The sequence below is a fragment of the Paenibacillus sp. D2_2 genome (assembly GCF_031199965.1).
In the GTDB taxonomy this organism is placed as follows: Bacteria; Bacillota; Bacilli; order Paenibacillales; family Paenibacillaceae; genus Fontibacillus.
Genome location: NZ_CP133605.1, coordinates 2,223,519 through 2,244,084 on the forward strand (window position 1 = coordinate 2,223,519; position 20,566 = coordinate 2,244,084).

The 20,566-nt window shown below is 43.7% G+C and carries 27 protein-coding genes and 2 pseudogenes; 21 read left to right on the forward strand and 8 right to left on the reverse strand.

All coding sequences use genetic code 11. The annotated features are described in order from the left end of the window. The first annotated feature begins 102 nt into the window (after positions 1-102). From RE628_RS11120 to RE628_RS11165, 10 genes are all read left to right on the forward strand, one after another. Positions 103-696, forward strand: a complete 594-nt coding sequence (locus RE628_RS11120; protein WP_309158747.1) for a histidine phosphatase family protein — start codon at positions 103-105, stop codon at positions 694-696. Positions 697-1,312: 616 nt separating this feature from the next. Further along, a complete protein-coding gene (locus RE628_RS11125; protein ID WP_309158748.1) occupies positions 1,313-2,362 on the forward strand; it encodes a glycoside hydrolase family 6 protein in 1,050 nt (349 codons plus the stop codon). Continuing rightward, positions 2,301-4,295: a cellulose binding domain-containing protein gene (locus RE628_RS11130; protein WP_309159443.1), complete on the forward strand. Its 1,995-nt coding sequence runs from the start codon at positions 2,301-2,303 to the stop codon at positions 4,293-4,295. Before RE628_RS11125 ends, RE628_RS11130 begins: the two co-directional genes overlap by 62 nt. Positions 4,296-4,355: 60 nt before the next feature. Further along, complete coding sequence (locus tag RE628_RS11135) at positions 4,356-5,327, forward strand: glycoside hydrolase family 5 protein (RefSeq protein ID WP_375143069.1); 972 nt, start codon at positions 4,356-4,358, stop codon at positions 5,325-5,327. Next, on the forward strand, positions 5,291-6,529 hold the full coding sequence (locus tag RE628_RS11140) for a cellulose binding domain-containing protein (RefSeq protein WP_375143108.1): 1,239 nt from the start codon (positions 5,291-5,293) through the stop codon (positions 6,527-6,529). The genes RE628_RS11135 and RE628_RS11140 overlap by 37 nt, the downstream gene beginning before the upstream one ends. A 350-nt stretch (positions 6,530-6,879) precedes the next feature. Continuing rightward, a complete protein-coding gene (locus tag RE628_RS11145) occupies positions 6,880-7,098 on the forward strand; it encodes a PH domain-containing protein (RefSeq protein WP_309158749.1) in 219 nt (72 codons plus the stop codon). 422 nt (positions 7,099-7,520) lie between these two features. After that, the gene (locus RE628_RS11150) at positions 7,521-7,970 is read left to right on the forward strand and encodes a GyrI-like domain-containing protein (protein ID WP_309158750.1); all 450 of its coding nucleotides are present in this window, start codon (positions 7,521-7,523) and stop codon (positions 7,968-7,970) included. 24 nt (positions 7,971-7,994) lie between these two features. Continuing rightward, positions 7,995-8,774 carry a prenyltransferase/squalene oxidase repeat-containing protein gene (locus RE628_RS11155; RefSeq protein ID WP_309158751.1) on the forward strand — a complete coding sequence of 260 codons (780 nt, stop codon included), beginning with the start codon at positions 7,995-7,997 and terminating at the stop codon, positions 8,772-8,774. A 167-nt stretch (positions 8,775-8,941) separates the two neighbouring features. Next, a complete protein-coding gene (locus RE628_RS11160) occupies positions 8,942-9,577 on the forward strand; it encodes an alpha/beta fold hydrolase (protein WP_309158752.1) in 636 nt (211 codons plus the stop codon). Positions 9,578-9,843: 266 nt separating this feature from the next. Next, positions 9,844-10,443, forward strand: a complete 600-nt coding sequence (locus RE628_RS11165) for a DinB family protein (protein ID WP_309158753.1) — start codon at positions 9,844-9,846, stop codon at positions 10,441-10,443. 195 nt (positions 10,444-10,638) lie between these two features. Here the strand turns inward: RE628_RS11165 and RE628_RS11170 are convergent, their stop codons facing one another. From RE628_RS11170 to RE628_RS11190, 5 genes and pseudogenes are all read right to left on the reverse strand, one after another. Next, the gene (locus tag RE628_RS11170; protein ID WP_309158754.1) at positions 10,639-11,064 is read right to left on the reverse strand and encodes an integrase core domain-containing protein; all 426 of its coding nucleotides are present in this window, start codon (positions 11,062-11,064) and stop codon (positions 10,639-10,641) included. After that, the gene (locus RE628_RS11175; RefSeq protein WP_309159444.1) at positions 11,061-11,474 is read right to left on the reverse strand and encodes an IS3 family transposase; all 414 of its coding nucleotides are present in this window, start codon (positions 11,472-11,474) and stop codon (positions 11,061-11,063) included. Before RE628_RS11175 ends, RE628_RS11170 begins: the two co-directional genes overlap by 4 nt. A gap of 105 nt (positions 11,475-11,579) precedes the next feature. Continuing rightward, the gene (locus tag RE628_RS11180) at positions 11,580-11,891 is read right to left on the reverse strand and encodes a transposase (protein WP_309155764.1); all 312 of its coding nucleotides are present in this window, start codon (positions 11,889-11,891) and stop codon (positions 11,580-11,582) included. Between the two features lie 236 nt (positions 11,892-12,127). Next, positions 12,128-12,888 (reverse strand): annotated as a pseudogene (locus RE628_RS11185) (RluA family pseudouridine synthase). Positions 12,889-12,890: 2 nt separating this feature from the next. After that, on the reverse strand, positions 12,891-13,754 hold the full coding sequence (locus tag RE628_RS11190) for a class I SAM-dependent methyltransferase (RefSeq protein ID WP_309158755.1): 864 nt from the start codon (positions 13,752-13,754) through the stop codon (positions 12,891-12,893). 215 nt (positions 13,755-13,969) lie between these two features. On the opposite strand from RE628_RS11190, the pseudogene RE628_RS11195 reads away from it, so the two are divergent. Continuing rightward, positions 13,970-14,356 (forward strand): annotated as a pseudogene (locus tag RE628_RS11195) (ABC transporter transmembrane domain-containing protein); the annotation flags it as partial. A 41-nt stretch (positions 14,357-14,397) separates the two neighbouring features. Here the strand turns inward: RE628_RS11195 and RE628_RS11200 are convergent. Both RE628_RS11200 and RE628_RS11205 read right to left on the reverse strand, forming a co-directional pair. Beyond that, positions 14,398-15,552, reverse strand: coding sequence for a tyrosine-type recombinase/integrase (locus tag RE628_RS11200; RefSeq protein ID WP_309158756.1), 1,155 nt, complete (start codon positions 15,550-15,552; stop codon positions 14,398-14,400). Between the two features lie 28 nt (positions 15,553-15,580). Continuing rightward, the gene (locus tag RE628_RS11205; protein ID WP_309158757.1) at positions 15,581-15,904 is read right to left on the reverse strand and encodes a helix-turn-helix domain-containing protein; all 324 of its coding nucleotides are present in this window, start codon (positions 15,902-15,904) and stop codon (positions 15,581-15,583) included. Between the two features lie 230 nt (positions 15,905-16,134). Between RE628_RS11205 and RE628_RS11210 the strand changes: the two genes are divergently transcribed. The 3 genes from RE628_RS11210 to RE628_RS11220 are packed head-to-tail and all read left to right on the forward strand — an operon-like array spanning position 16,135 to position 16,829. Continuing rightward, a complete protein-coding gene (locus RE628_RS11210; RefSeq protein WP_309158758.1) occupies positions 16,135-16,365 on the forward strand; it encodes a helix-turn-helix domain-containing protein in 231 nt (76 codons plus the stop codon). Further along, entirely contained in the window at positions 16,358-16,648 is a 291-nt protein-coding gene (locus RE628_RS11215) for a helix-turn-helix domain-containing protein (RefSeq protein ID WP_309158759.1), read from the forward strand. The genes RE628_RS11210 and RE628_RS11215 overlap by 8 nt, the downstream gene beginning before the upstream one ends. Positions 16,649-16,652: 4 nt before the next feature. Continuing rightward, complete coding sequence (locus RE628_RS11220) at positions 16,653-16,829, forward strand: hypothetical protein (protein ID WP_309158760.1); 177 nt, start codon at positions 16,653-16,655, stop codon at positions 16,827-16,829. A 155-nt stretch (positions 16,830-16,984) separates the two neighbouring features. Here RE628_RS11220 and RE628_RS11225 read toward each other — a convergent pair whose 3' ends face one another. Next, positions 16,985-17,185 (reverse strand): hypothetical protein, encoded by a 201-nt coding sequence (locus RE628_RS11225; protein WP_309158761.1) that lies wholly within the window; start codon positions 17,183-17,185, stop codon positions 16,985-16,987. An 83-nt stretch (positions 17,186-17,268) separates the two neighbouring features. Between RE628_RS11225 and RE628_RS11230 the strand changes: the two genes are divergently transcribed. The 7 genes from RE628_RS11230 to RE628_RS11260 are packed head-to-tail and all read left to right on the forward strand — an operon-like array spanning position 17,269 to position 20,566. Beyond that, positions 17,269-17,952 (forward strand): ORF6N domain-containing protein, encoded by a 684-nt coding sequence (locus RE628_RS11230; RefSeq protein WP_309158762.1) that lies wholly within the window; start codon positions 17,269-17,271, stop codon positions 17,950-17,952. Between the two features lie 17 nt (positions 17,953-17,969). Beyond that, positions 17,970-18,131 (forward strand): hypothetical protein, encoded by a 162-nt coding sequence (locus RE628_RS11235; RefSeq protein ID WP_309158763.1) that lies wholly within the window; start codon positions 17,970-17,972, stop codon positions 18,129-18,131. 13 nt (positions 18,132-18,144) lie between these two features. Further along, positions 18,145-18,327, forward strand: coding sequence for a hypothetical protein (locus tag RE628_RS11240; protein WP_309158764.1), 183 nt, complete (start codon positions 18,145-18,147; stop codon positions 18,325-18,327). A 2-nt stretch (positions 18,328-18,329) separates the two neighbouring features. Continuing rightward, positions 18,330-18,464, forward strand: a complete 135-nt coding sequence (locus tag RE628_RS11245; RefSeq protein WP_309158765.1) for a hypothetical protein — start codon at positions 18,330-18,332, stop codon at positions 18,462-18,464. Continuing rightward, positions 18,461-18,694, forward strand: a complete 234-nt coding sequence (locus RE628_RS11250) for a hypothetical protein (protein ID WP_309158766.1) — start codon at positions 18,461-18,463, stop codon at positions 18,692-18,694. Before RE628_RS11245 ends, RE628_RS11250 begins: the two co-directional genes overlap by 4 nt. Beyond that, positions 18,691-18,882 (forward strand): hypothetical protein, encoded by a 192-nt coding sequence (locus RE628_RS11255; RefSeq protein ID WP_309158767.1) that lies wholly within the window; start codon positions 18,691-18,693, stop codon positions 18,880-18,882. The genes RE628_RS11250 and RE628_RS11255 overlap by 4 nt, the downstream gene beginning before the upstream one ends. Before the next feature lie 55 nt (positions 18,883-18,937). After that, a complete protein-coding gene (locus RE628_RS11260) occupies positions 18,938-20,566 on the forward strand; it encodes a hypothetical protein (RefSeq protein WP_309158768.1) in 1,629 nt (542 codons plus the stop codon).

Sequence of the window (20,566 nt, forward strand, 5' to 3'; positions counted from 1 at the left end):
GCATGCCCTCTTTCTGCGTCTCCAATAAATTAGGAGAGGAACTTAATGTTTGTAAAGAGAATACATTTAAGAGAAAGGGAACTTGTGATGGGAGGTTAGACATTGACTAGAATCGGGTTCGTAAGACATGGGATTACCGAATGGAATAAGGAGAGACGGGCCCAAGGCCAGTCCGATATTCCGCTCAATGACTCTGGAAGACTTCAAGCTCAGATGTTGGCTGAGCGATTGAAAAATGGGGAATGGGATTGTATTTTCTCTAGCGATTTGTCACGGGCTAAGGAAACGGCAGAAATTGTAGCAGCGGCTATCGGATTGCCAGTTTGTATGGATCAGAGATTAAGAGAGATGCATAAAGGTGAGATCGAAGGAACGACCTTGGAAGAGAGAGTCGCGAGATGGGGAGAGGAATGGGAGAGCATTGAATTAGGCTTAGAAGCAGATCCATCTATTACTGGTCGAGGCATTTCGTTCATTTCCGAGATTGTCGCTAGTAATCCAGACAAGAACATTCTAGTAGTTAGTCATGGGGTATTGATTACTTTAACCGTCAAAGCCCTTGTCCCTGAGCAAGATATTGATCAGCATATACATAATACATCTCTGACTATCTTAGAACATTGCGGGTCCGAATGGAGATGCGAGCTATTCAATTGCGCCATACATTTATCAGAATCAGCACAGAGCAAGCGCTGAGCACCAGAAGTATCATTTATAAGTATACAGGAGAGGGAATCCGTGCATAGGCGCGGATTTTTTCATGCAGTGATTTATATCCAGAAAAGGGAAGATTTTAAACTTAGTAACAGAAGAATTTGAACTATACAAAAGTTACATAGATCAATAATATAAAGATGCAAGTTTTACTTTTTATTACATAAATATATTTTTTTAAAATATAATCCATCACTTAGCTTTAAAAGAAATTTTTCCTTTCACCTCCAAGAGAAGCAGAGCTTCTTGAAAACGCATACTAACACTCCGCATGCAAGCATTTTGATTCATTCCAGATGATGAATCGATGCCCTTTACCGCACTATTTTTTTCATTACAATCAAAGATTCATAGAGTCCGTTTACCGTCATGTTGGGTATATGCTTGTAGCCCATCATTTATTTTATCACATAGGGCCTTGAGTGAACGATTTGCTCTAATAAAGGGGGTGGTAGCTAAATAAATAGAAGGTTGTTAGGCAGCTGATTATTCCTTCATGACACAGTAGACCGCTGACTGGACCATAGTGACGGTGTACCGGACGGTACGCTAGTGTTAGGAATTGAATCGCAAACCATCAATAATAAGGAGTGATCCCATGAATTCGAAATTTTTAAAACGATTAGTGGCGATTATGGGAGTAGCAGCATTGGCGCTGACGCTAATTCAGCCTTATGGGACACAGAAGAGTTATGCTGCTGAAGCGCATGTTGACAATCCGTTCGTGGGTGCAACGATGTATGTGAATCCTGACTACGCGGCGTTGATCGATACTTCCATCGCACAGGTAAGCGACAGTACATTGAAGGCCAAAATGCAAACCGTTAAGTCGTATCCTACAGCCGTTTGGTTAGACCGCATTGCAGCGATTAATGGTGGTGACGAGAATGGCGGACGAAAAAGTCTGGAGCAGACAATGGATGCTGTTCTCGCTCAGAAGCAGGGGAATACACCAATCGTTGCAACATTTGTAATCTACGATATGCCTGGCCGAGACTGTCATGCTTTAGCTTCCAATGGTGAGCTACCTTTGACTGCAGCGGGCTTACAAAGCTATAAGACTGATTATATTGATCGCATTGCTGCGGTTTTTGCGAATCCGAAATATTCTGGAATCCGTATCGTAGCAGTCATTGAGCCAGATTCTTTACCGAATCTGGTAACGAATCTGAGCGATTCCAGATGTGCTCAAGCGAATTCCAGCAATATCTATCGCGATGCTACACGTTATGCGCTAGAAAAACTGCATGCGATCTCTAATGTCTATAATTACATGGATATTGGACACTCTGGATGGTTAGGTTGGGACAGCAACCGTCAACCAACGATTGATCTCTTCACTACAGTTGTCAGTGGGACTGCTGCAGGACTGGCAAGTGTAGATGGATTCATTTCGAATACAGCAAATACGACTCCACTTGAGGAACCAAATCTGCCTGATCCGAATTTGACGATTAATGGTAATCAGATCAAATCGGCAACTTACTACGAATGGAATCCTTATTTTGATGAATCCCATTTCACTGCTGCATTGTATTCGGGTTTCGTCGCTAAAGGCTGGCCTTCCAGCATCGGCTTCCTGATCGATACCTCTCGGAACGGCTGGGCGGACCGACCGGCCTACCAGCGCAAGTGGTACTACTGTTAATGCATACGTCGATTCTGGGCGGGTCGACAAACGGCTTCATCGTGGCAACTGGTGTAATGCCAGCAGCGCCGGCATAGGAATGCCTCCACAAGCAGCGCCAACTGGTTATCCTGGCTCGCATCTGGACGCCTTCGTATGGGTAAAACCTCCAGGTGAATCAGACGGATCCAGCTCCGCAATTCCGAACGATGAAGGCAAAGGCTTCGATAGAATGTGTGACCCTACTTACACCAATGCTAATGGTACATTGACAGGTGCATTGCCAAATGCTCCTGTATCCGGACACTGGTTCCACAGTCAATTCGTAGAGCTGGTCCAAAATGCATATCCAGCTATTCCGACTAGTGGCGGCGGAACACCAACTGTTCCTTCTGCTCCAGCAGGATTGACAGCGACAGCGGGCAATGCGCAAGTAGCGCTGAGCTGGACGGCATCAAGCGGAGCAACAGGCTATAACGTGAAGCGAGCTACAACGAGCGGTGGTCCGTACACGACGGTAGCCAGTGGAATAACCGCAACGAGCTACACGAACACGGGACTGACGAATGGCACGGCGTACTACTATGTTGTCAGCGCAGTGAACAGCGCGGGCGAAAGTGCGAATTCAACACAAGTGACAGCCACGCCACAAGCGACAGCGACTGTACCAGCAGCTCCGGCAGGATTGACAGCGACAGCGGGCAATGCGCAAGTAGCGCTGAGCTGGACAGCATCAAGCGGAGCAACAGGCTATAACGTGAAGCGAGCTACAACGAGCGGTGGGCCGTATACAACAGTAGCAAGCGGAGTAACTGCGACGAGCTATACGAATACAGGACTGACGAATGGCACGGCGTACTACTATGTTGTCAGCGCAGTGAACAGCGCGGGCGAGAGTGCGAATTCAACACAGGTGACAGCTACGCCACAAGCGACAGTGACTGTACCAGCAGCTCCGGCAGGATTGACAGCGACAGCGGGCAATGCACAAGTAGCGCTGAGCTGGACAGCATCAAGCGGAGCGACGGGGTATAACGTGAAACGAGCAACGACGAGCGGAGGTCCGTATACGACAGTAGCGAGTGGGGTAACCGCGACGAGCTACACGAACACAGGACTGACGAATGGCACGGCGTACTACTATGTTGTCAGCGCAGTAAATAGCGCGGGCGAGAGTGCGAATTCAACGCAGGTCACGGCAACACCGCAAACGACAGTGACTGTACCGGCAGTTCCGGCAGGATTGACAGCGACAGCGGGCAATGCGCAAGTAACGCTGAGCTGGACAGCATCAAGTGGAGCAACAGGGTATAACGTGAAGCGAGCAACGACGAGCGGAGGTCCGTATACGACAGTAGCAAGCGGGGTAACCGCGACGAGCTACACGAACACAGGACTGACGAATGGCACAGCGTACTACTATGTTGTCAGCGCAGTAAATAGCGCGGGCGAGAGTGCCAACTCCACGCAAGTCACGGCAACGCCAAATGGTGGAACGGGAACGTCCAGTTTAGTGCTTCAATATCGGACCGGGGACACAAACGCTACGGACAATCAAATCAAGCCTCAGTTCAACATTAAGAATAATGGTACATCTGCAGTGAATTTAAGCGATATTAAAATTCGCTATTATTTTACCAAGGATAGCAATCAAGACGTTAATGCCTGGATCGACTGGGCTCAGGTAGGTTCAGCTAATATTAATAAGACATTCGGGACAGCATCTGCTGTGAAGGCGGACACGTATATCGAGTTAAGCTTTACTTCCACAGCCGGATCTATTGCAGCTGGCGGACAGTCAGGAGAGATTCAATTGCGGATGTCGAAGGCGGATTGGTCCAATTTTGACGAGACAAATGATTACTCTTATGACGCAACAAAGACAGCTTACGCTGATTGGGATCATGTCACGCTGTATGTGAATGGTGTACTGGTCTGGGGAATTGAGCCTTAATAATCGGTTTGGACCGATCTCATTCGTATTCGTAGAGTCCATGAAAGATGGTGAGAATAAATGTTCAAAATATTAGCCAAAACCGTGTTGATCGGTTCGCTAGTTATTGGCGCAATGGGTCTAGGTACAGTAAGTACTGGAACCCAGCAGGCTAAGGCTGCCGCTAATTATTACCACACATCAGGGAGTAAAATCGTAGATTCTACTGGGAAGTCAGCCGTGTTTAACGGAATTAACTGGTTCGGATTCGAGACGTCGAACTATGCACCCCATGGTTTGTGGAGCAGATCTATGGATGATGTTCTGGATCAGATGAAATCTAAAGGCTACAACTTGATCCGTCTCCCATATAGTAACCAGATGTTTGATTCAGGTTCTGCTGCGAATGGGATCGATTATGCTAAGAATCCGGATTTGAATGGCCTGACTCCGATACAGATCATGGATAAGCTGGTTGATAAAGCGGGAGCCCGCGGGATGAAAATATTCCTGGATCGCCATCGTCCCGATTCCAGTGCACAATCCGAACTCTGGTACACTTCTGCCTATTCGGAACAACGCTGGATCGATGACTGGAAGATGCTGGCTACTCGTTATAAAGGAAATGATACTGTTATCGGTGCAGACCTGCACAATGAGCCTCATGGCACAGCTAGCTGGGGAACAGGGAATCAGGCGACAGATTGGAGGCTAGCTGCTGAGCGGGCAGGTAACGCCATTCTATCCGTGAACCCGAACTGGCTTATCATTGTAGAAGGAATCGAGAAGAATGTGCAGGGCTTCAGTGACAGCTACTGGTGGGGAGGTAATCTCAAAGGAGTAGCTAACTATCCAGTTAGACTTGACGTGCCGAATCAACTTGTCTATTCCTCACATGACTACGGTCCTGGTGTCTCAAATCAGACTTGGTTCTCTGATTCGTCATTCCCGAATAATATGCCGGGATTTGGGACGCTTACTGGGGATATATTAGCAAGCAGAACATCGCTCCGGTCATTGTCGGTGAATTTGGCGGCCGTGGCGTCGATTTGACCAGTACGGAAGGTAAATGGCAGAACAAATTGGTCGATTATATTGGAGCGAACAATCTCTACTGGACTTACTGGTGCTTGAACCCGAACTCCGGGGATACAGGCGGTCTGTTCCAGGATGACTGGACTACGTGGAATACAGCAAAGCAGACGATGCTGGATAGAATCATGCAGCCAATTAGCGGAGGCGGAGGAACGACCGTACCAGCTGCTCCGGCCGGATTGACGGCTACAGCAGGCAATGCGCAAGTAACGCTGAGCTGGACAGCATCAAGCGGAGCGACAGGGTATAACGTGAAGCGAGCAACGACGAGCGGCGGCCCGTACACGACTGTAGCTAGTGGAGTAACCGCGACGAGCTACACGAATACAGGTTTGACGAACGGTACGGCGTACTACTATGTTGTCAGTGCTGTGAACTCTGCTGGAGAAAGTCCAAATTCAGCCGCAGCATTTGCAACGCCAGCAGGCGGCGGTGGTACAACAGTACCTGCAGCACCAACTGGATTGACGGCTACGGCAGGCAATGGACAAATCAGCCTCAACTGGTCGGCATCCACTGGAGCAACAAGCTATAATGTGAAGAGAGCAACGACGAGCGGTGGAACTTACACTACCGTGGCTACGGGAGTGACAGGTACGACCTATACTAATCAGGGATTGACGAACGGTACGACTTATTATTACGTTGTCAGCGCCGTGAACTCTGCTGGAGAAAGTCCAAATTCAGCTGCAGCATCTGCCATACCTACGGGAGGCAGTGGCATACCATCCAGCAGTTTGGTTGTACAGTATAAGGCTGGCGACACCAATCCATCCGACAACCAGATTAAACCTTTCTTCAATATTAAGAACAACGGTACGACAGCTGTAAATTTAAGTGACCTCAAACTTCGTTATTATTTCTCGAAGGAAGGTACACAGAGCATGCAGTCCTGGATCGATTGGGCAGCTATCGGAGCCGCCAACATTCAACGGACCTTCACCGACACTTATGTTGAACTAAGCTTCACTGCGGCAGCAGGTTCTATTCCAGCAGGAGGCCAGACGGGTGAAATTCAGTTGCGGATGGCTAAGTCGGATTGGTCGAACTTTGATGAGTCGAATGACTATTCTTTTGATCCAACTAAGACGGCCTTTGCTGATTGGAACAAGGTAACTTTGTATCAAAATGGTACGCTGGTATGGGGATTAGAGCCTTAAGAAAAATGATATTAGAATGGGAAAGGGCCGCTTCGGCGGTCCTTTTCTTTTTTACTTCTATGTTCCATTATGCTCCATGTGATATTTAGAGAATTTCATTATAATAGGGTCATTCTCAAATTATGGAATGCATGATATAACTGAATGAGTGTTGTATTTTGAAAGTTAAAGTTGCGAATAGCGTATATATGACTGCTTGATATTATAACAAAGCGGAGGTGCTTGCATATGGAATTGAGACCGACGGAATATGTTGTAAAGGAACAAATACCGGCCAATCTATTCAGAAGCGTTGAAGCGGTGGGGGAAGATTAACGATTACCAATGAAAGACTGCTGTTCAATCCGCATATGATCAACATTCAGACGGACTCTGTTGAGATCGATATGGCCGACATTATCGGAGTTGAGAAGCGAAACACGATGGGGCTAGTACCTAATGGCATCAAGATCACGAATCGCTATGGCAGTGAATTTAAGTTTGTCGTATACAAGAGGGCTCAATTGATTGAGCTTATTAATCAGTATAGAACTTTTGGAATGTCACCAGACTCTAGTAGGACCTATTAAGTTGAGCCATGCTGAGAAATATCCTCTATTTAGCAATAACTACAATATTGTTCATAATGCTCCTCGGTGGTATTTTCTTATATCAAATCGGATTTTTCAAAGACACCCCAGAGATGAAGACAATGCAAGTTACAGAGATTCCTGATTTTTTATATATTCAGGATGCCCCCAATTTACCTGATTGGGAAGTGAAAAGTGTAGCAGGATTTAATGATCATTTCACTTCACCAACCTGCACGATTTATTATTCAAATGGTATTGAATTAGTACTTTCAACTAGTCCTATGAACTTCCAGAAATTGAACACTACACGATGAGAAGGTTATATTATTCGTTTAAAGTAAGGGAAGGAAGAACGGAGGACCTCGTTGTGGAACATATTAAAAGCTCTGAATCCAACCCTATAGAAGGAGGAGCAATTAATGAGTCAAAATCCGATCCAAACAGTGCATTTAGAAGAGAAGAAATTTATTGGGTTCCCCGTTACTTCCAGCTTTTCATTTCATGAACCTAAGCGAATTGAGGAGGCAAAACGCGAGTTCCTTGAGCGTAAGCATGAGATAAGACATGTTGTGAATCCAGATGAATATGTGTGCCCGCACTTCTCCTCGGAAGTATTGTTTACTTATTTCTTCTGTATGGAAGTTAGTGAGCTTGAGGACATACCGGAAGGGATGATCGGCTTCACTATTCCAGTCCGCAATTATGTGACAACGAGATCGGATACCGATCCTTACGAAGTGCTCCATACCTACATTAAAGACAACGGGATAGATCACAATCCAAAAGCTCTTGCTTTGGAGGTATATCAATTTGCCGACCCGGAATGGCCTGGCAAGGTTGATGTCTTTGTTCCGATTAAGGAGATATAAGAGACATAGTAGGAGGTATCACGCATGGATTTTGACAAATCGATAGAATTCGTGACCCAAAACTCTACTGATCCCTTTGATATAGTAAGGTTAGAGTTTATATTGTCTCAGAAGGTGCCCGGAGATGAACAATTAGAGAATATCATTCTTTCGCAGAGAACGGATGGGAGCTGGTCCCCTTTTTGGGCAGAGGGAAGCAGTTCACTGGATGCAACTTGCTATAGACTAGCCTTACTCGAGCAAGCCGGAATTAGAAAGCATCGAGTAGTAGACCAAGCAATTGATTTTATTTCAAGTCGAATGCATGAAAATGGTTCTTTTGAAGAGGACTTTGCGTTAAAAGATTTATGTCCTCCTTGGGCTGTTCCAGGTGAAGTTGCTCCAACGATTTATATCACTGCTAATTGTGCTTTTTGGATCAATTACTACACCTCATCTGTAGATCCGAGGACCGTCACGTATCTAAACCGTCAGATTAAGGACAATGGTACGATTCCTTCATTCTTGCATACGTACTGGTTAATAGGCGGCCTGTTTCATTCAATAGGTATGGATGGGGAAGCTAAACCTATTTTTCAAAGTTTAGTTGAGAAATGCAGTGAATTGTCTGCAGACAACCTGGCTTGGTTGATCAACACATTAATAGCTAGTCGAGTAGATCGTGAAGCTGAGGTGATCAGGGTTTCAGCCTCATACCTTTCTCGCCTGCAACTGCAAGATGGAAGCTGGAGGAGTGACGATGGTGCTTGGAAGGATGTCCATACCACGTTAGAGGCGATCAGGGCTCTTAGATATATTGGTTAGGAAGGTACGGAGTCTATCTTCTTTCTATCAAAAAAGAGGCTGGTGAATCATATGCCGCACGTACAAGTTCAAGATCTGCACATGTTTTACGAGAAGCTAGGTACAGGAGAACCAATCATTTTTTTACATAGCAGCTATTCTCGGGAATTCTTGCTTTTGCCAGTCAGTTGCTTGATTTTCAAAAGAACTATGCCTGCTATTATCCCGATTTCAGAGGGCATGGTAGGACCCGCTGCGAAAATATGGAGTGGAACTCAACCCAGCTTGCTAAAGATATCATTGATTTCATGGATGTGCTCCATATTCCTAAGGCTCATCTGATCGGTTATAGCTTAGGAGCAAATGTGGCTCTTTATTGTGCTGTCGATCATCCGGAGCGAGTCGCCTCCTTAGTCACAATTGGAACAAGCGGTTTCGCTGAACCTGCGGGAGTCGAGGAGTTTGAGCCAGAATGGCTGGTGGAGAATGGGCAGCAAGAACTGATTGAGCAAATGATTGAAAGGCACGAAGAGGCACACCTGGGAAATTGGCAGGAGTTTATGCGGCAATCGGCGATAGAATGGCGCTACTATCCACAGCTGACTGATGAGCAGTTAAGCGGGATTCGCTGCCCATCCTTGTTCATTACCGGGGAGCATGATCCGTTCGCAGGAGAAGAGAAAATCCAGAAGTTAAGTTCGCTTGTTCAAGGGTCGCAGTATCTGGTCGTTTCGGACTGCAGCCATAGGCCGCACACAGTAAGAGAGAAACCGGTACTTGTTAACGATTCGATTCTTTATTTTCTTAGTCAAACTTCGATCTAAGTTTTGTAAGAACTATTTCTTAAAGTGTGTGTTCAAAAAGGCCGGATTTCAGCACCGAAGCTTATGCTTCCGATGTGTGCTTTTTCAAAACGCTTCAGTTGGATGAAGCTAGGGGCTGAGGAGCGGAGCGTAGGTAAAACCTACGTGAGCACCGGAAGACCAGGCTGAATTCAAGATTCGCTGCCTTGGATACTTCTTGATTCACTTCGTGATCAAAAGCGGACTTTTTGAACATCCTCTTAAATGGGTTAGAAGGTGGAGAGGATATGGATCTGGAACAACGGAAGCACTGGAACGAGAATCACCAGCAATTGACGAGCCTGATCTTTATGGTGGACAAGCATGTACAAGCAGTTGATCTTTTTCTGACCCAGCACGCTCTATTGTATTCTTCGCAAATGAACGGTTCGGGTGTTACGACGTTAGAGGATCATTTATTAAATCAGATGACGGAGCAAGCTTTCCGTACATATCCTGTTAAAGTGCCGGGTACGAAGAACTCCATCGCTTGGCATTTATGGCATATCACCAGAATCGAGGACATGACAATGAATGTTCTTCTGAACGGTGAAGATCAGGTCTTCGAGACGGGGAATTGGAAAGAAAGACTACAGGTGAATTATATCCACAGTGGCAACGGGATGACCGAGGAAGAAGTAGCTGATTTGAGCTCGAATATGGATCTTTCTGCGTTATTAGCGTATCGGATCGAGGTCGGTCGTCAGACTCGCGAGGTCGTAGCCTCTACGCTTCCGGGACAATTTAACCAGAAGGTTGACCCTATAAGGATCAGGAAGCTAAAGGATGATGGAGCCGTTAAACTGGGGAAGAATGGTTGCTTGACTATTGGGGCAGCAAGAAGCTAGGCGGATTAATTCTGATGCCAGCGACCGGACATCTTTTCTGCATTTGAATAAAGCGGTCCGGATAAAGAGAAGCTGCAAAAGATCAGATGATATGAATTGAGAAGGAATAAATGCAAAAGCGGTTCGGCCCCCTAAATCTGGAGTCTGACCCGAGTAAAATACTGTATTCGTAGTCTAACGCTATATTTTAAAGTTTTACAAAGATCTATAGAACTGAGACCGATCTTCGAACTGCATAATCCAACTATAAAATTGGAGTGGAGACATCCGTTTTAGACTGCCATGCATTCTTCGGTTGTTGTAGAAATCGATATAGCTATCTATCGATTCATAGGCGGCCTCCATCGTCTTGTATTCTATTTTGCTGAATAGATTTTTCTCCACAATACTGTGGAACGACTCAATATATGCGTTCATATTTGGAGTTTTAGGAGGGATTCTTTCGTGTGAAATGCCCCAATTTTCACACGTATCTCCAAATAAAGCACTGATAAATTGAGGTCCATTATCTGTTCGGATCGTGGGTAGCGATTCTCCTGGCTGGATCCGGGACTCTAGTGCCTTTCCCAGAACTTGAATTGCATGAGTAGCCTTACATTCAGAGCCTCGGTAATAGCTCACAATAGCGCGGTCGAATACATCAATGATACTGAGCAGGAAAAGAAGCGGTCACGTCCTGCTACGTAACCATATTTAATATCCATTTGCCATAACTGATTCGGACCGGTGACTAGACGATTTCTAGGCAATCGACGAGGATGCTTCGTTCTTCTCTCTCGATACTTTTGGAGAATCCCCAATTCACGACACAAACGGTAAGCTTTCTTATTATTCAAAATGAGACGGTGATCCTTACGGAGGCACTCAGCAAGTAATTTATACCCATACTCGTTCTCTTCGCCTTCTGTAAGCTCTACGAACCACTCTTTAATCTGTTCGTCGCTTACTCTGGTACCGTTTTCCGTTAGGGAATAACCTGGGCATGGACGCCCTTTACGAATGCGTGTTACAGGCTCATCATGTTGGCCTATTCTTTTTTTCGTGCATAATAGCTTGACTCAGCCAACCCTAAGATTCGCAGTACCAGCGCTGCATAATCTCCCTGCTTAATAAACTGGTCTGCTATTTCGAATCTTTCAGATAAGCAGGGTTCTTCTTTTTAAGAGTTCACGCAGGATTTCGATTTCTAATTCCTTTTCGCCTAGGATCTTTACAGCGGTTTGGTATTTCTCTTCGACTTCCTGCAATCTTTTTAATTCCTGTAGCTGTTCATCTGCAGCGGGTATCTCATGCTCTTCGATTTGATCTCGATACTCCCTGATCCAACTACGAATAGTCTCAGGATGAACTCCATACTTACGGGACAATACGGCTACCTTAATCCCTGCTAGTGCCTCACGGACCACCTGTAAACGAACTTCTTCATACGCTTTATTCTTTCGTTTCATTTCGAATCTCCCCTTTATAAATAGTCTAATTTATTGGAGGGTAAGACTCCACTTTTATTAGGGGGCCGTGAGGAAAGTGCAGTTTTGATTCTCAATTTGCAACGCAGAGATTTATAAAACAGCCGCTAAGGCTAAATAGACATAAAACAGACGCTTCTAATCCGCCAATATCGCGGTATAGAAGCGTCTTCTTATTCTGCTAGCCTCATATCCGGTTGAATACAGATGGCTGCAATTTACATATTACTGCTCGAGACCAAGTTCTCGGCAACCTGCAAATATGTCCGCGAATCCCACAAATCCCAAGGGAATTGAGATGGGGGGAGGAGACTAGATCGACAGGCTCTTTGGTCACCGGATGAGGGAAGCCAACATACAGCGACCAGAGTGCGATTTGCTGGCCTGGCTTATTAATATGAGCCCCATATTTCTGGTCACCGTATAACGGACAGCCGAGATGGTTCATCTGTACACGGATCTGGTGCGAACGTCCGGTATGCAGTTCGATCTGCACCAGTGACAGTCCGTTTTCGGCTGAGACGCCAAGCACATGATAATCGAGAATCGCCTCCTTGCTGCCGGGTGTCCCCTTAGTCACTACGGATACCATATTGGTTCGTTCATCCTTCAGCAAGGTGTCGATCAAGTGTCCGTGCTGCTGAGGCGGCTGCCCATGAACGACGGCTACATATGACTTTGCGAATTTGCGGGTACGAACGGCATCGGAGAGGCGCGAGGCAGCCTTGGATGTCTTCGCGAAGATCATGGCACCGCCGACAGGACGATCCAGGCGATGGACGAGACCAAGATATACATTACCAGGCTTGTTATATCTCTCTTTAATATCTGCTTTCAGCAGATTCAATAGGTCCGGGTCTCCGCTGGCATCTTCCTGGGTTGGAACATTCACAGGCTTCTCAATTCCGAGCAAATGATTGTCCTCAAATAATATTCTCATTTCAGGATGTCCCGTTGTCCATGACACATCAGGCTCCATTATTACTCCTCCCAGCGGCCAAGAATTCCGCAAGGCAGGTTCATGCCGGACTTCGTAATCGGGAGACCGAGCTCACCGGCGGAGATTCGTCCGCCAAAACGGTTCTTCACAGTCATCGATAAAATGTTATTTAGTACAGTCGGTGAGATTCCCGTCGTATAAGAGTTGATCAGGAAGAACAGCGGTTTATCCGAGAGGATCGACAAGCATGACTCCACGAACGGATATAAGCTCTGTTCCAGCTTCCAAGTCTCCCCTGATGGTCCCCTACCATAAGAAGGGGGGTCCATAATGATTGCATCATATCGATTGCCACGGCGCTGCTCGCGTTGAACGAACTTGAATACATCATCCGTAATAAAACGGACAGGGCGATCTCCGAGGCCGGACAGAGCGAGATTCTCCTTGGCCCATTGCACCATTCCCTTAGCAGCATCGACATGCACCACAGAAGCGCCGGCCGAAGCACAAGCGACGGAAGCACCACCGGTATAGGCGAACAGATTAAGTACATTAATCGGACGATTCGCGCCTGAGATCTTGTCCATCATCCAGCGCCAGTTAGCGGCTTGCTCCGGGAAGAGACCCGTATGCTTGAAGCTCGTTGGTTTAATATAAAATTTGAGTTGGTCAAAGCCTATCGTCCAGCGTTCTGGAATCGGCTTCTTCATCTCCCAACTACCACCGCCGGAAGAGCTACGGTGATAGTGTCCATGCACATCCTGCCACGTCTTATCTTCATTGGCGATCGGCCAGATAATTTGTGGGTCTGGACGGCGCAGAATCACATCGCCCCAACGCTCTAACTTTTCTCCATTTCCTGTATCGATAACTTCATAGTCATTCCATTCATTAGCAACGTACATTTACGATAATCCTTCCTTCCAAGACAAGGTAGTTCATTGAATTCCCGATCGCCTGCAGGCCCCCGGGACGAATCATTCGGTAGTTATTGTACCTTATTTATCCGTCAACATGCTACTAATTGACGAATCTTGACCGAACCATAAACAATTATAACCGACTTTGGACTGTAAAAAGACCCATAACTATGATAATCTTGACAAAAAATATGTACTGCATGACAGATTGGAGAGAATGCAAAAATGCTTCGAGACTTTTTTCATATTATCGACCTTATAAAAAGCTGTTCTTGTTAGATTTCACCTGTGCTGTAATCGCAGGTCTGCTAGAGCTGGGATTCCCGATTGCGGTCAACCAATTCGTGGACAAGCTGCTTCCAGGTAAAGACTGGTCGCTAATCGCGATGGCCTGTGCCGCACTGCTCGGAATTTACATTTTGAATACGGTATTGAACTATATCGTTACCTACTGGGGACATATGCTAGGGGTAAATATCGAGACGGATATGCGAAAGAACATGTTCGAGCACCTGCAGAAGTTAAGCTTCAAATTTTTTGACAATCACAAAACCGGGCAACTTATGATGCTGGTTTGTAAAAACCTTATATAGCCTGCATTTAGCGGTCATTCAAGCAGCAAAATATTTCATTTGGGGGCGAATTGGGGGCGGAATTTTTCTAGCTTATCAGCTGCTTCGTCAGATAGCTTTTTGGTTACATGCGAATATATATTTGCAGTCGTTTGGAAATCAGTATGACCATGTCTCTCTTGAATTACTTTCAAACTTACACCCTCTTCTAATAAAAGCGTTGCAGAGGTGTGACGGAGATCATGAAGTCTAATATCAGGCAAATTATTTCTTTTAGTGAACCTTTTCCATCTATGAGATGGAGATGTAATATGAACTGATTTTCCTAAACCATCATGAAATACATATTCATGATTACCACCTTGCCAAATATCCATATTAGCATCCTTTTCTGCAATCCACTCAGTTTTAAATCGCTCTAATTCGTCCATAAACCATTTTGGCATTTTTACCGATCTTGATTTATTATTTTTTGGAGCTTTTGTAACTTGTCCAGAAGCTAGTGACTTATCAATATGGAGTATTTGTTTTTCAAAATCAATGTCACTCCATTGTAAAGCTAACAACTCCCCGCGCCTAAATCCACCAATCATGCATGCAGTAAAATACAATCTCCATGCGATCGGTTCAGTTTGTAAATGCATCAAAGCTTTACTTGCTTGTTCCGCATCATAATATTTTGTTGATCTATTATTGCCTTTAGGACGATCAACGCCATTCATAGGATTAGACTTAATAACTTGCCATTGTTGGGCTTTTGTGAAGATACTTTTTAAAATAGAATGACAGCATTGTTGCACACTTATAGAGTATCCTTTTATACTTTCCATAAAATCTACACAATGAAGAGTTTTTATGTTCTCCATTTGTTTACCTCGAAAAAAAGTAATCATATGCTTATTAATGAATGCATTATATGTTTTGATTGTATTGGGAGATAATTTGTTGACGTGAATAGAATATTTTTGTTCTACAAAATTTTCAAATAAAAATTTAGAAGGTTGAATATACTCTCCACTTTCAATCTCCACTTTAAAGGCGGCTAACTGATCTTCAAGGTAATCTTGAAGTTTTTTTGTTGTTCTCAATAATGATTTATCATTGATTGTTATGGTTTTTCTCCTTCTATCCCTTTTGCCGTTTGGTAATTCGCCTAAATCTATCGTGAGACGCCAAGATTGTTCGCCTCTTTTTTCAATATTTCCTTTCATTTAGAAATCCTCCAATCATCTCACTTATTTACCTCTCTTTTGCAATCTCTTTCATTTCTCGATACTGCTTCAAAGCGGTCTCGATAACTTTTATTTCGTCTTCGGTTAATACTTCGTTATTTACTAAAAATGTTTTTTCTAGATCGCTGTGATCATCATGTTCTCCAATTAATTTAGAAACGGTTATATCAAGAGCCTTAGCGATTGTCTTAAGAGTATCTAAGCTGGGGCTATAACGATCTTTCTCAACATCAGCAATATACGACCTTGATAAACTGCTTTTTTCCGCTAGTTGGAACTGAGTCAACTTCTTTTCTTTTCTGAACTTTTTAATGTTTTCTCCTAAAGACATAATTATTAACCCCCAATTAATGACGTGCAAACCAGACTTTCGATTAAAGTATAAGCTTAAAAGTAAGTGAATACAAGTCATTAAATGACGTAAATTCAAGTAAAAATGAGAAAAATGACGTGAAAAGTAGATAATAGCACGCAAATTCTTCCAAATGCTCTTATTCGCTTGATTTTATAGATTTACTAAATGACTAGAATACTGTACATTTTATTCAGGAGGTGACTTGAATGCTAGACAAAAAAACATTAGGAATAGTCATTAAAAAAGAACGAGAACGAAGAAAAATGACACAAGAAGAATTAGCAGAAAAAAGCGGTCTTTCGCGTTCTTATGTGTGTGATCTTGAATCTGGGAGGTATTTCCCTGGCGTTAAAACATTAATGAAAGTCTCTATCGGTTTAGGGAATGAATGTAACTTGATTGATATTGCATTAAAAGGAGAAGAAGTTCATGTATGATTCTTCTTTTCAAAAAGTAATGAATGATTTTTTTGAAGAAGCTGTAAGAGAAGCAGAAAAAAGAATATTAGCTAGGTTTGATGGTTCGTTTAGTAATACAGACACAATGCTTGATGTTAGTGAAGTTTCCAAAATGTTTGGTATATCAGATCAGACTTTATATTCAATGTGCAGACAGAAAAAAATTCCGCATCGTAAGTTTGGGAGTAGGGTTGTATTCAGCTCCAATGCATTGGAAAAATGGGGAAGAGAACAAGATGAACTAAATTATAGAAAAGAGTAATCAAATGAACAAATTGATTGAAAGAGAAAAGCAAGAGGTACAAGAAGCATTGGTTTTTTTTATAACGCGACTCGAATCAAAATTAAATGAATACCAAGACAGTGCTGTAGAAAATGAAGCGGATATACGTGATTTAAAAGATGCTAAGCGGGCTTATATAAAGCTTTTTGGAAAGGAGTAATTATATGAATCAATTAACTGAGGTACGTGTAAGGGAGATTGTCCGGGAGGAAATGAAAGAAGCTACCGCAGTAACGATAGCTCCAGCAATTACAGTTTCAGCAGATGTTTCAGTCGAAAAAGTAATTAAATGCATTACTGAACAATTAGAGAAATCTATTGTTCAATCGCGGAATCCTTTTGTGACTCTAACTGATAAAGTTCGGGATTAGACAAAACTCGAGTTACTGCTATAACTGCCATTCTAGCTGCAACTTGAGCGACTTGTTGGGTCATTACATGGTCTTGGATACTTTCAACATTGTCGAAGAAAATTTTCAATACATCTTTTTCAAGTTTATTAGCATCAATATTCATTGGTAGCACCACCTTTCTACATAGAATGACAATCCCACACTTAAATTCTAGCAGAAAGGAAAATATTTGAAAGGACTGATTATGTGAATAAATTAGTTAAAATCCAAGTTGAAAACAAGGCAAAGCAACTGACTATAAAAGAGGTGTATGGGAAGCGGGTTGTCACATTAAAAGAGGTAGATGAATTACACCTTAGAGCGGACGGAACGGCAAGGAGGAATTTTAACGAGAACAAAAAGCATCTAGTTGAAGGTGAAGATTATTTCGTACGAAATTCGTACGAAGCAAGATCAGAGTTTGGAATCACAGCGCCGAATGGTTTAGTTCTATTAACTGAATCTGGGTATCTAATGTTAGTAAAATCTTTTTCGGACGATCTCGCTTGGCAAGTACAACGGCAGTTGGTCAACACATATTTCCGAGTCCAAGAATCTAATCGCGATACGGTTAAAGCTTTGTTAGCAGCAACAAAGAATATCATCGCTGCTCATGAGCTGATGGAAGAGCGTGTGGATGACATTGAAAATAGGCTTGATACTCAAATCACCTTAGATAGTGGTCAGCAGCGCCGACTACAACAAGCGATCAATAAAAAGGTATGCACCATTGAACCGGACAAGGCAGAACGCGGAGAATTGTTCAGACAAATCCACAGAGAAATTAAAGACCGCTGGCAAGTGGCAAGTTACAAAGATGTTTTACGGCAGGAACTACAAGACGTTTTAAATTACGTGGAAGCCTGGAAGCCGATACGCCGGGCGAGCTAAAAAGGAGGGGACAAGCAATGCCAAGTCATGATGTGCAACTAATTCTAGCATTTAATAACTGTGTAGATCGTGGAGCTACTAAACAGCAATTGCAAGACTTTGTTGATCGGTGCCGTGTGCAGTGGACGAGCAATTCAGAAATGTTGGCTGTAGTTGATGGTTTGCAAAATAAAATTTGAAAGGGAGATAGAAATGCAAGTTAATCTTACGATGCGACAAATATTAAGAGTCCAAAATGCGCTCGAAGCAAGGATTAACGAACTCAAGAAGCACTCAGAAGAGAGCGCCGTGTTAAAAGACTCATTGGAAGAATACAAAGAGATTCAAAAGATTTTCAATGATGCTTTGTATCCAAATATACCGAAAGGAGAATGACCATGGGTAAATATCAAGGCGGCAGAAACGATGGGAAGCAGTTCTATGTAAGAGTGGGCAGTATTTGGATGGAGATTAATGCACTAATCGAATACGAAAAGGAAGCAGCTCATTATAGGAAGGATGTATCACTATGAACAACTCAAGTGTATTTTGTACCGAATTATCAAAAGGTGATGACGTTATTTTAGACAAGGATCAGGAAGTGTTGTTGATTTACCGCGACGGCTTCGAAGTACCAAAAGTTAAATTAGACAACCTTTCTGACATGCTAGCGCTTCGCAATCTTCTCAACGATGCTTATCCACCGGAGGTGCTAAAGACTGATAGAAAGATGGTGGTGAATAAGGAGGTCAGACAAATTTGACCGTTAGAATACGATTCAGCGAAAGTCAAGACGATCAAAGAGCTATGACGAAGGCTGGTGGCCAGATTGTTGTTCCAAAAGATAAAAAGCCTATGTTCTCTTTTCCGAGCGAATATCACTATAGGCAGTATCTAACGTATCGAAGGGAAATGAAAAACGCCCAAGGCGGCAACCAAGGGCGTAATTGAAACACTTATTAAAAATTCTACGGCAACAATAACACAAAATTTAGGAGGACGTCAAATGCATATTAAAAAAATTGAGATAAAGAACTGGCTCGGAATCAAAGAGTTATTATTTAACCCAGGAAAATTCAATAAGGTTTCTGGCGATTCTGGCACAGGTAAGACAAGCCTTGTCGAAGCGTTAGAAAAGGTATTTACGAATAAAAACCGCCGCACAGAAGTGATTCGTCATGACCAAGAAGAAGCGGAATTGTTTGTGGAATTGGATGACGGTCTACAGGCTACTCGTAAGATCCGGACGGAAAAATCTGATTATTTGAAGGTAAAGCATGATTCAAAGGCAGTAGCAAGCACAGAAACATTTCTTCGAAAGTTGATTAACGGCGAGATATTCCGACCGATTGAGTTTGTCCAGAAGACAACTAAGGAGCAAACAGAAATCATTTTAAACATGCTGCAGATCGGATGGACGGTTGATGATATTAAAAACTGGTTCAGTGAGGTTCCCGAAGCTGATTATCAACTTCACATCCTACAAATTTTGAAGCAAATTGAAACTGGTTATTATGCTGAACGTGAGAGCATTAACAGAGAAATCAACTTGTTACGGGCGAATATCGAGGGTATTAAGCGCGATTTGCCACCAAACTATAACGGTGATGAATGGCGCAGCGTGAACCTACAGGAGCTATATAACCAACTGTCAGAAGCGGAGGCGTCCAATAAACGGCTAGAAGAAGCTAAGTCCTTGATTGATGGCCTTTCCCTACGTATTGACGATATTAAACGCCGGGCAACACACGCAGCGGAGGAAAAGAAGCTTGATTACAACAGACAGCGTGACTCCTTAACAGCAGCCGTTACTAGATTGGAAGATAGTATACAGCGTGAACAGCTAGTAATTGATGATACAGACCGGAGGATTATTGAAGAATCTACACGCTTGGACAACGAGCTTGAACAAGCAATCGAACGCTTGAAACTACAATATCAAGCCAAAAAGCAAACTATGCGTGGAGAAGTCCGGTCTGCATCCGAACAATCCCGTGTGTTTATAGCGGAGTACAGGGAACAAATTGCTGAGAAAAAGACTACTCTTACCAACATTGAAGATCATGAGCGCAAAGATTTAGAGAAAATCGCGGATCATGAATCTAATCTTATTGCTACCGAAAACGAGAAGTCAGGTAACGCTCAAGAGGTTATTGATACGGTTGAATATATCGACCCTGCACCGCTAAAAGAAACAGCTGATCAGGCGGCATCCATGAAAGAATATCTGCGTGAATGGGAACGGATGAATGATATTATCCGCGAGAAATTAACGCCTAAGGAAGAACGCAGCGCCGAACTGACAGCCAAAATTAAGACGGCTAGGGATCTGCCAAAGGAACTGCTCAAAACAGCATCATTGCCAGTAGATGGATTGTCTGTAGATGAACAAGGGCGTATTAGAATCGACGAGACTCTTATTGACGGACTATCTGAAGGTGAAGCGCTGGAATTCGCTTTTAAGTTAGCGAAAGCCCAAGCAGGGGACTTGAAAGTTATCTGTGTTGATGGGTGGCAGAACCTTGGAAGCAAGCAACAGGAGATTATCGAATCTTCTAAATCGGATGAATACCAATACTTTGTACTCGAAACAATAGATGGCCAAGACTTAAACATTGAAGTGGTGGAGGGGTAA

Coding starts and splice junctions, on each gene's coding strand:
- RE628_RS11180 (WP_309155764.1), bottom strand. CDS start 11,891: ATGAAACGAAAGAATAAAGCGTATGAAGAAGTTCGTTTACAGGTGGTC.
- RE628_RS11245 (WP_309158765.1), top strand. CDS start 18,330: ATGGGTAAATATCAAGGCGGCAGAAACGATGGGAAGCAGTTCTATGTA.
- RE628_RS11215 (WP_309158759.1), top strand. CDS start 16,358: ATGTATGATTCTTCTTTTCAAAAAGTAATGAATGATTTTTTTGAAGAA.
- RE628_RS11260 (WP_309158768.1), top strand. CDS start 18,938: ATGCATATTAAAAAAATTGAGATAAAGAACTGGCTCGGAATCAAAGAG.
- RE628_RS11125 (WP_309158748.1), top strand. CDS start 1,313: ATGAATTCGAAATTTTTAAAACGATTAGTGGCGATTATGGGAGTAGCA.
- RE628_RS11145 (WP_309158749.1), top strand. CDS start 6,880: ATGATCAACATTCAGACGGACTCTGTTGAGATCGATATGGCCGACATT.
- RE628_RS11220 (WP_309158760.1), top strand. CDS start 16,653: ATGAACAAATTGATTGAAAGAGAAAAGCAAGAGGTACAAGAAGCATTG.
- RE628_RS11150 (WP_309158750.1), top strand. CDS start 7,521: ATGAGTCAAAATCCGATCCAAACAGTGCATTTAGAAGAGAAGAAATTT.
- RE628_RS11135 (WP_375143069.1), top strand. CDS start 4,356: ATGTTCAAAATATTAGCCAAAACCGTGTTGATCGGTTCGCTAGTTATT.
- RE628_RS11240 (WP_309158764.1), top strand. CDS start 18,145: ATGCAAGTTAATCTTACGATGCGACAAATATTAAGAGTCCAAAATGCG.
- RE628_RS11155 (WP_309158751.1), top strand. CDS start 7,995: ATGGATTTTGACAAATCGATAGAATTCGTGACCCAAAACTCTACTGAT.
- RE628_RS11225 (WP_309158761.1), bottom strand. CDS start 17,185: ATGAATATTGATGCTAATAAACTTGAAAAAGATGTATTGAAAATTTTC.
- RE628_RS11205 (WP_309158757.1), bottom strand. CDS start 15,904: ATGTCTTTAGGAGAAAACATTAAAAAGTTCAGAAAAGAAAAGAAGTTG.
- RE628_RS11200 (WP_309158756.1), bottom strand. CDS start 15,552: ATGAAAGGAAATATTGAAAAAAGAGGCGAACAATCTTGGCGTCTCACG.
- RE628_RS11210 (WP_309158758.1), top strand. CDS start 16,135: ATGCTAGACAAAAAAACATTAGGAATAGTCATTAAAAAAGAACGAGAA.
- RE628_RS11250 (WP_309158766.1), top strand. CDS start 18,461: ATGAACAACTCAAGTGTATTTTGTACCGAATTATCAAAAGGTGATGAC.
- RE628_RS11190 (WP_309158755.1), bottom strand. CDS start 13,754: ATGTACGTTGCTAATGAATGGAATGACTATGAAGTTATCGATACAGGA.
- RE628_RS11165 (WP_309158753.1), top strand. CDS start 9,844: ATGGATCTGGAACAACGGAAGCACTGGAACGAGAATCACCAGCAATTG.
- RE628_RS11235 (WP_309158763.1), top strand. CDS start 17,970: ATGCCAAGTCATGATGTGCAACTAATTCTAGCATTTAATAACTGTGTA.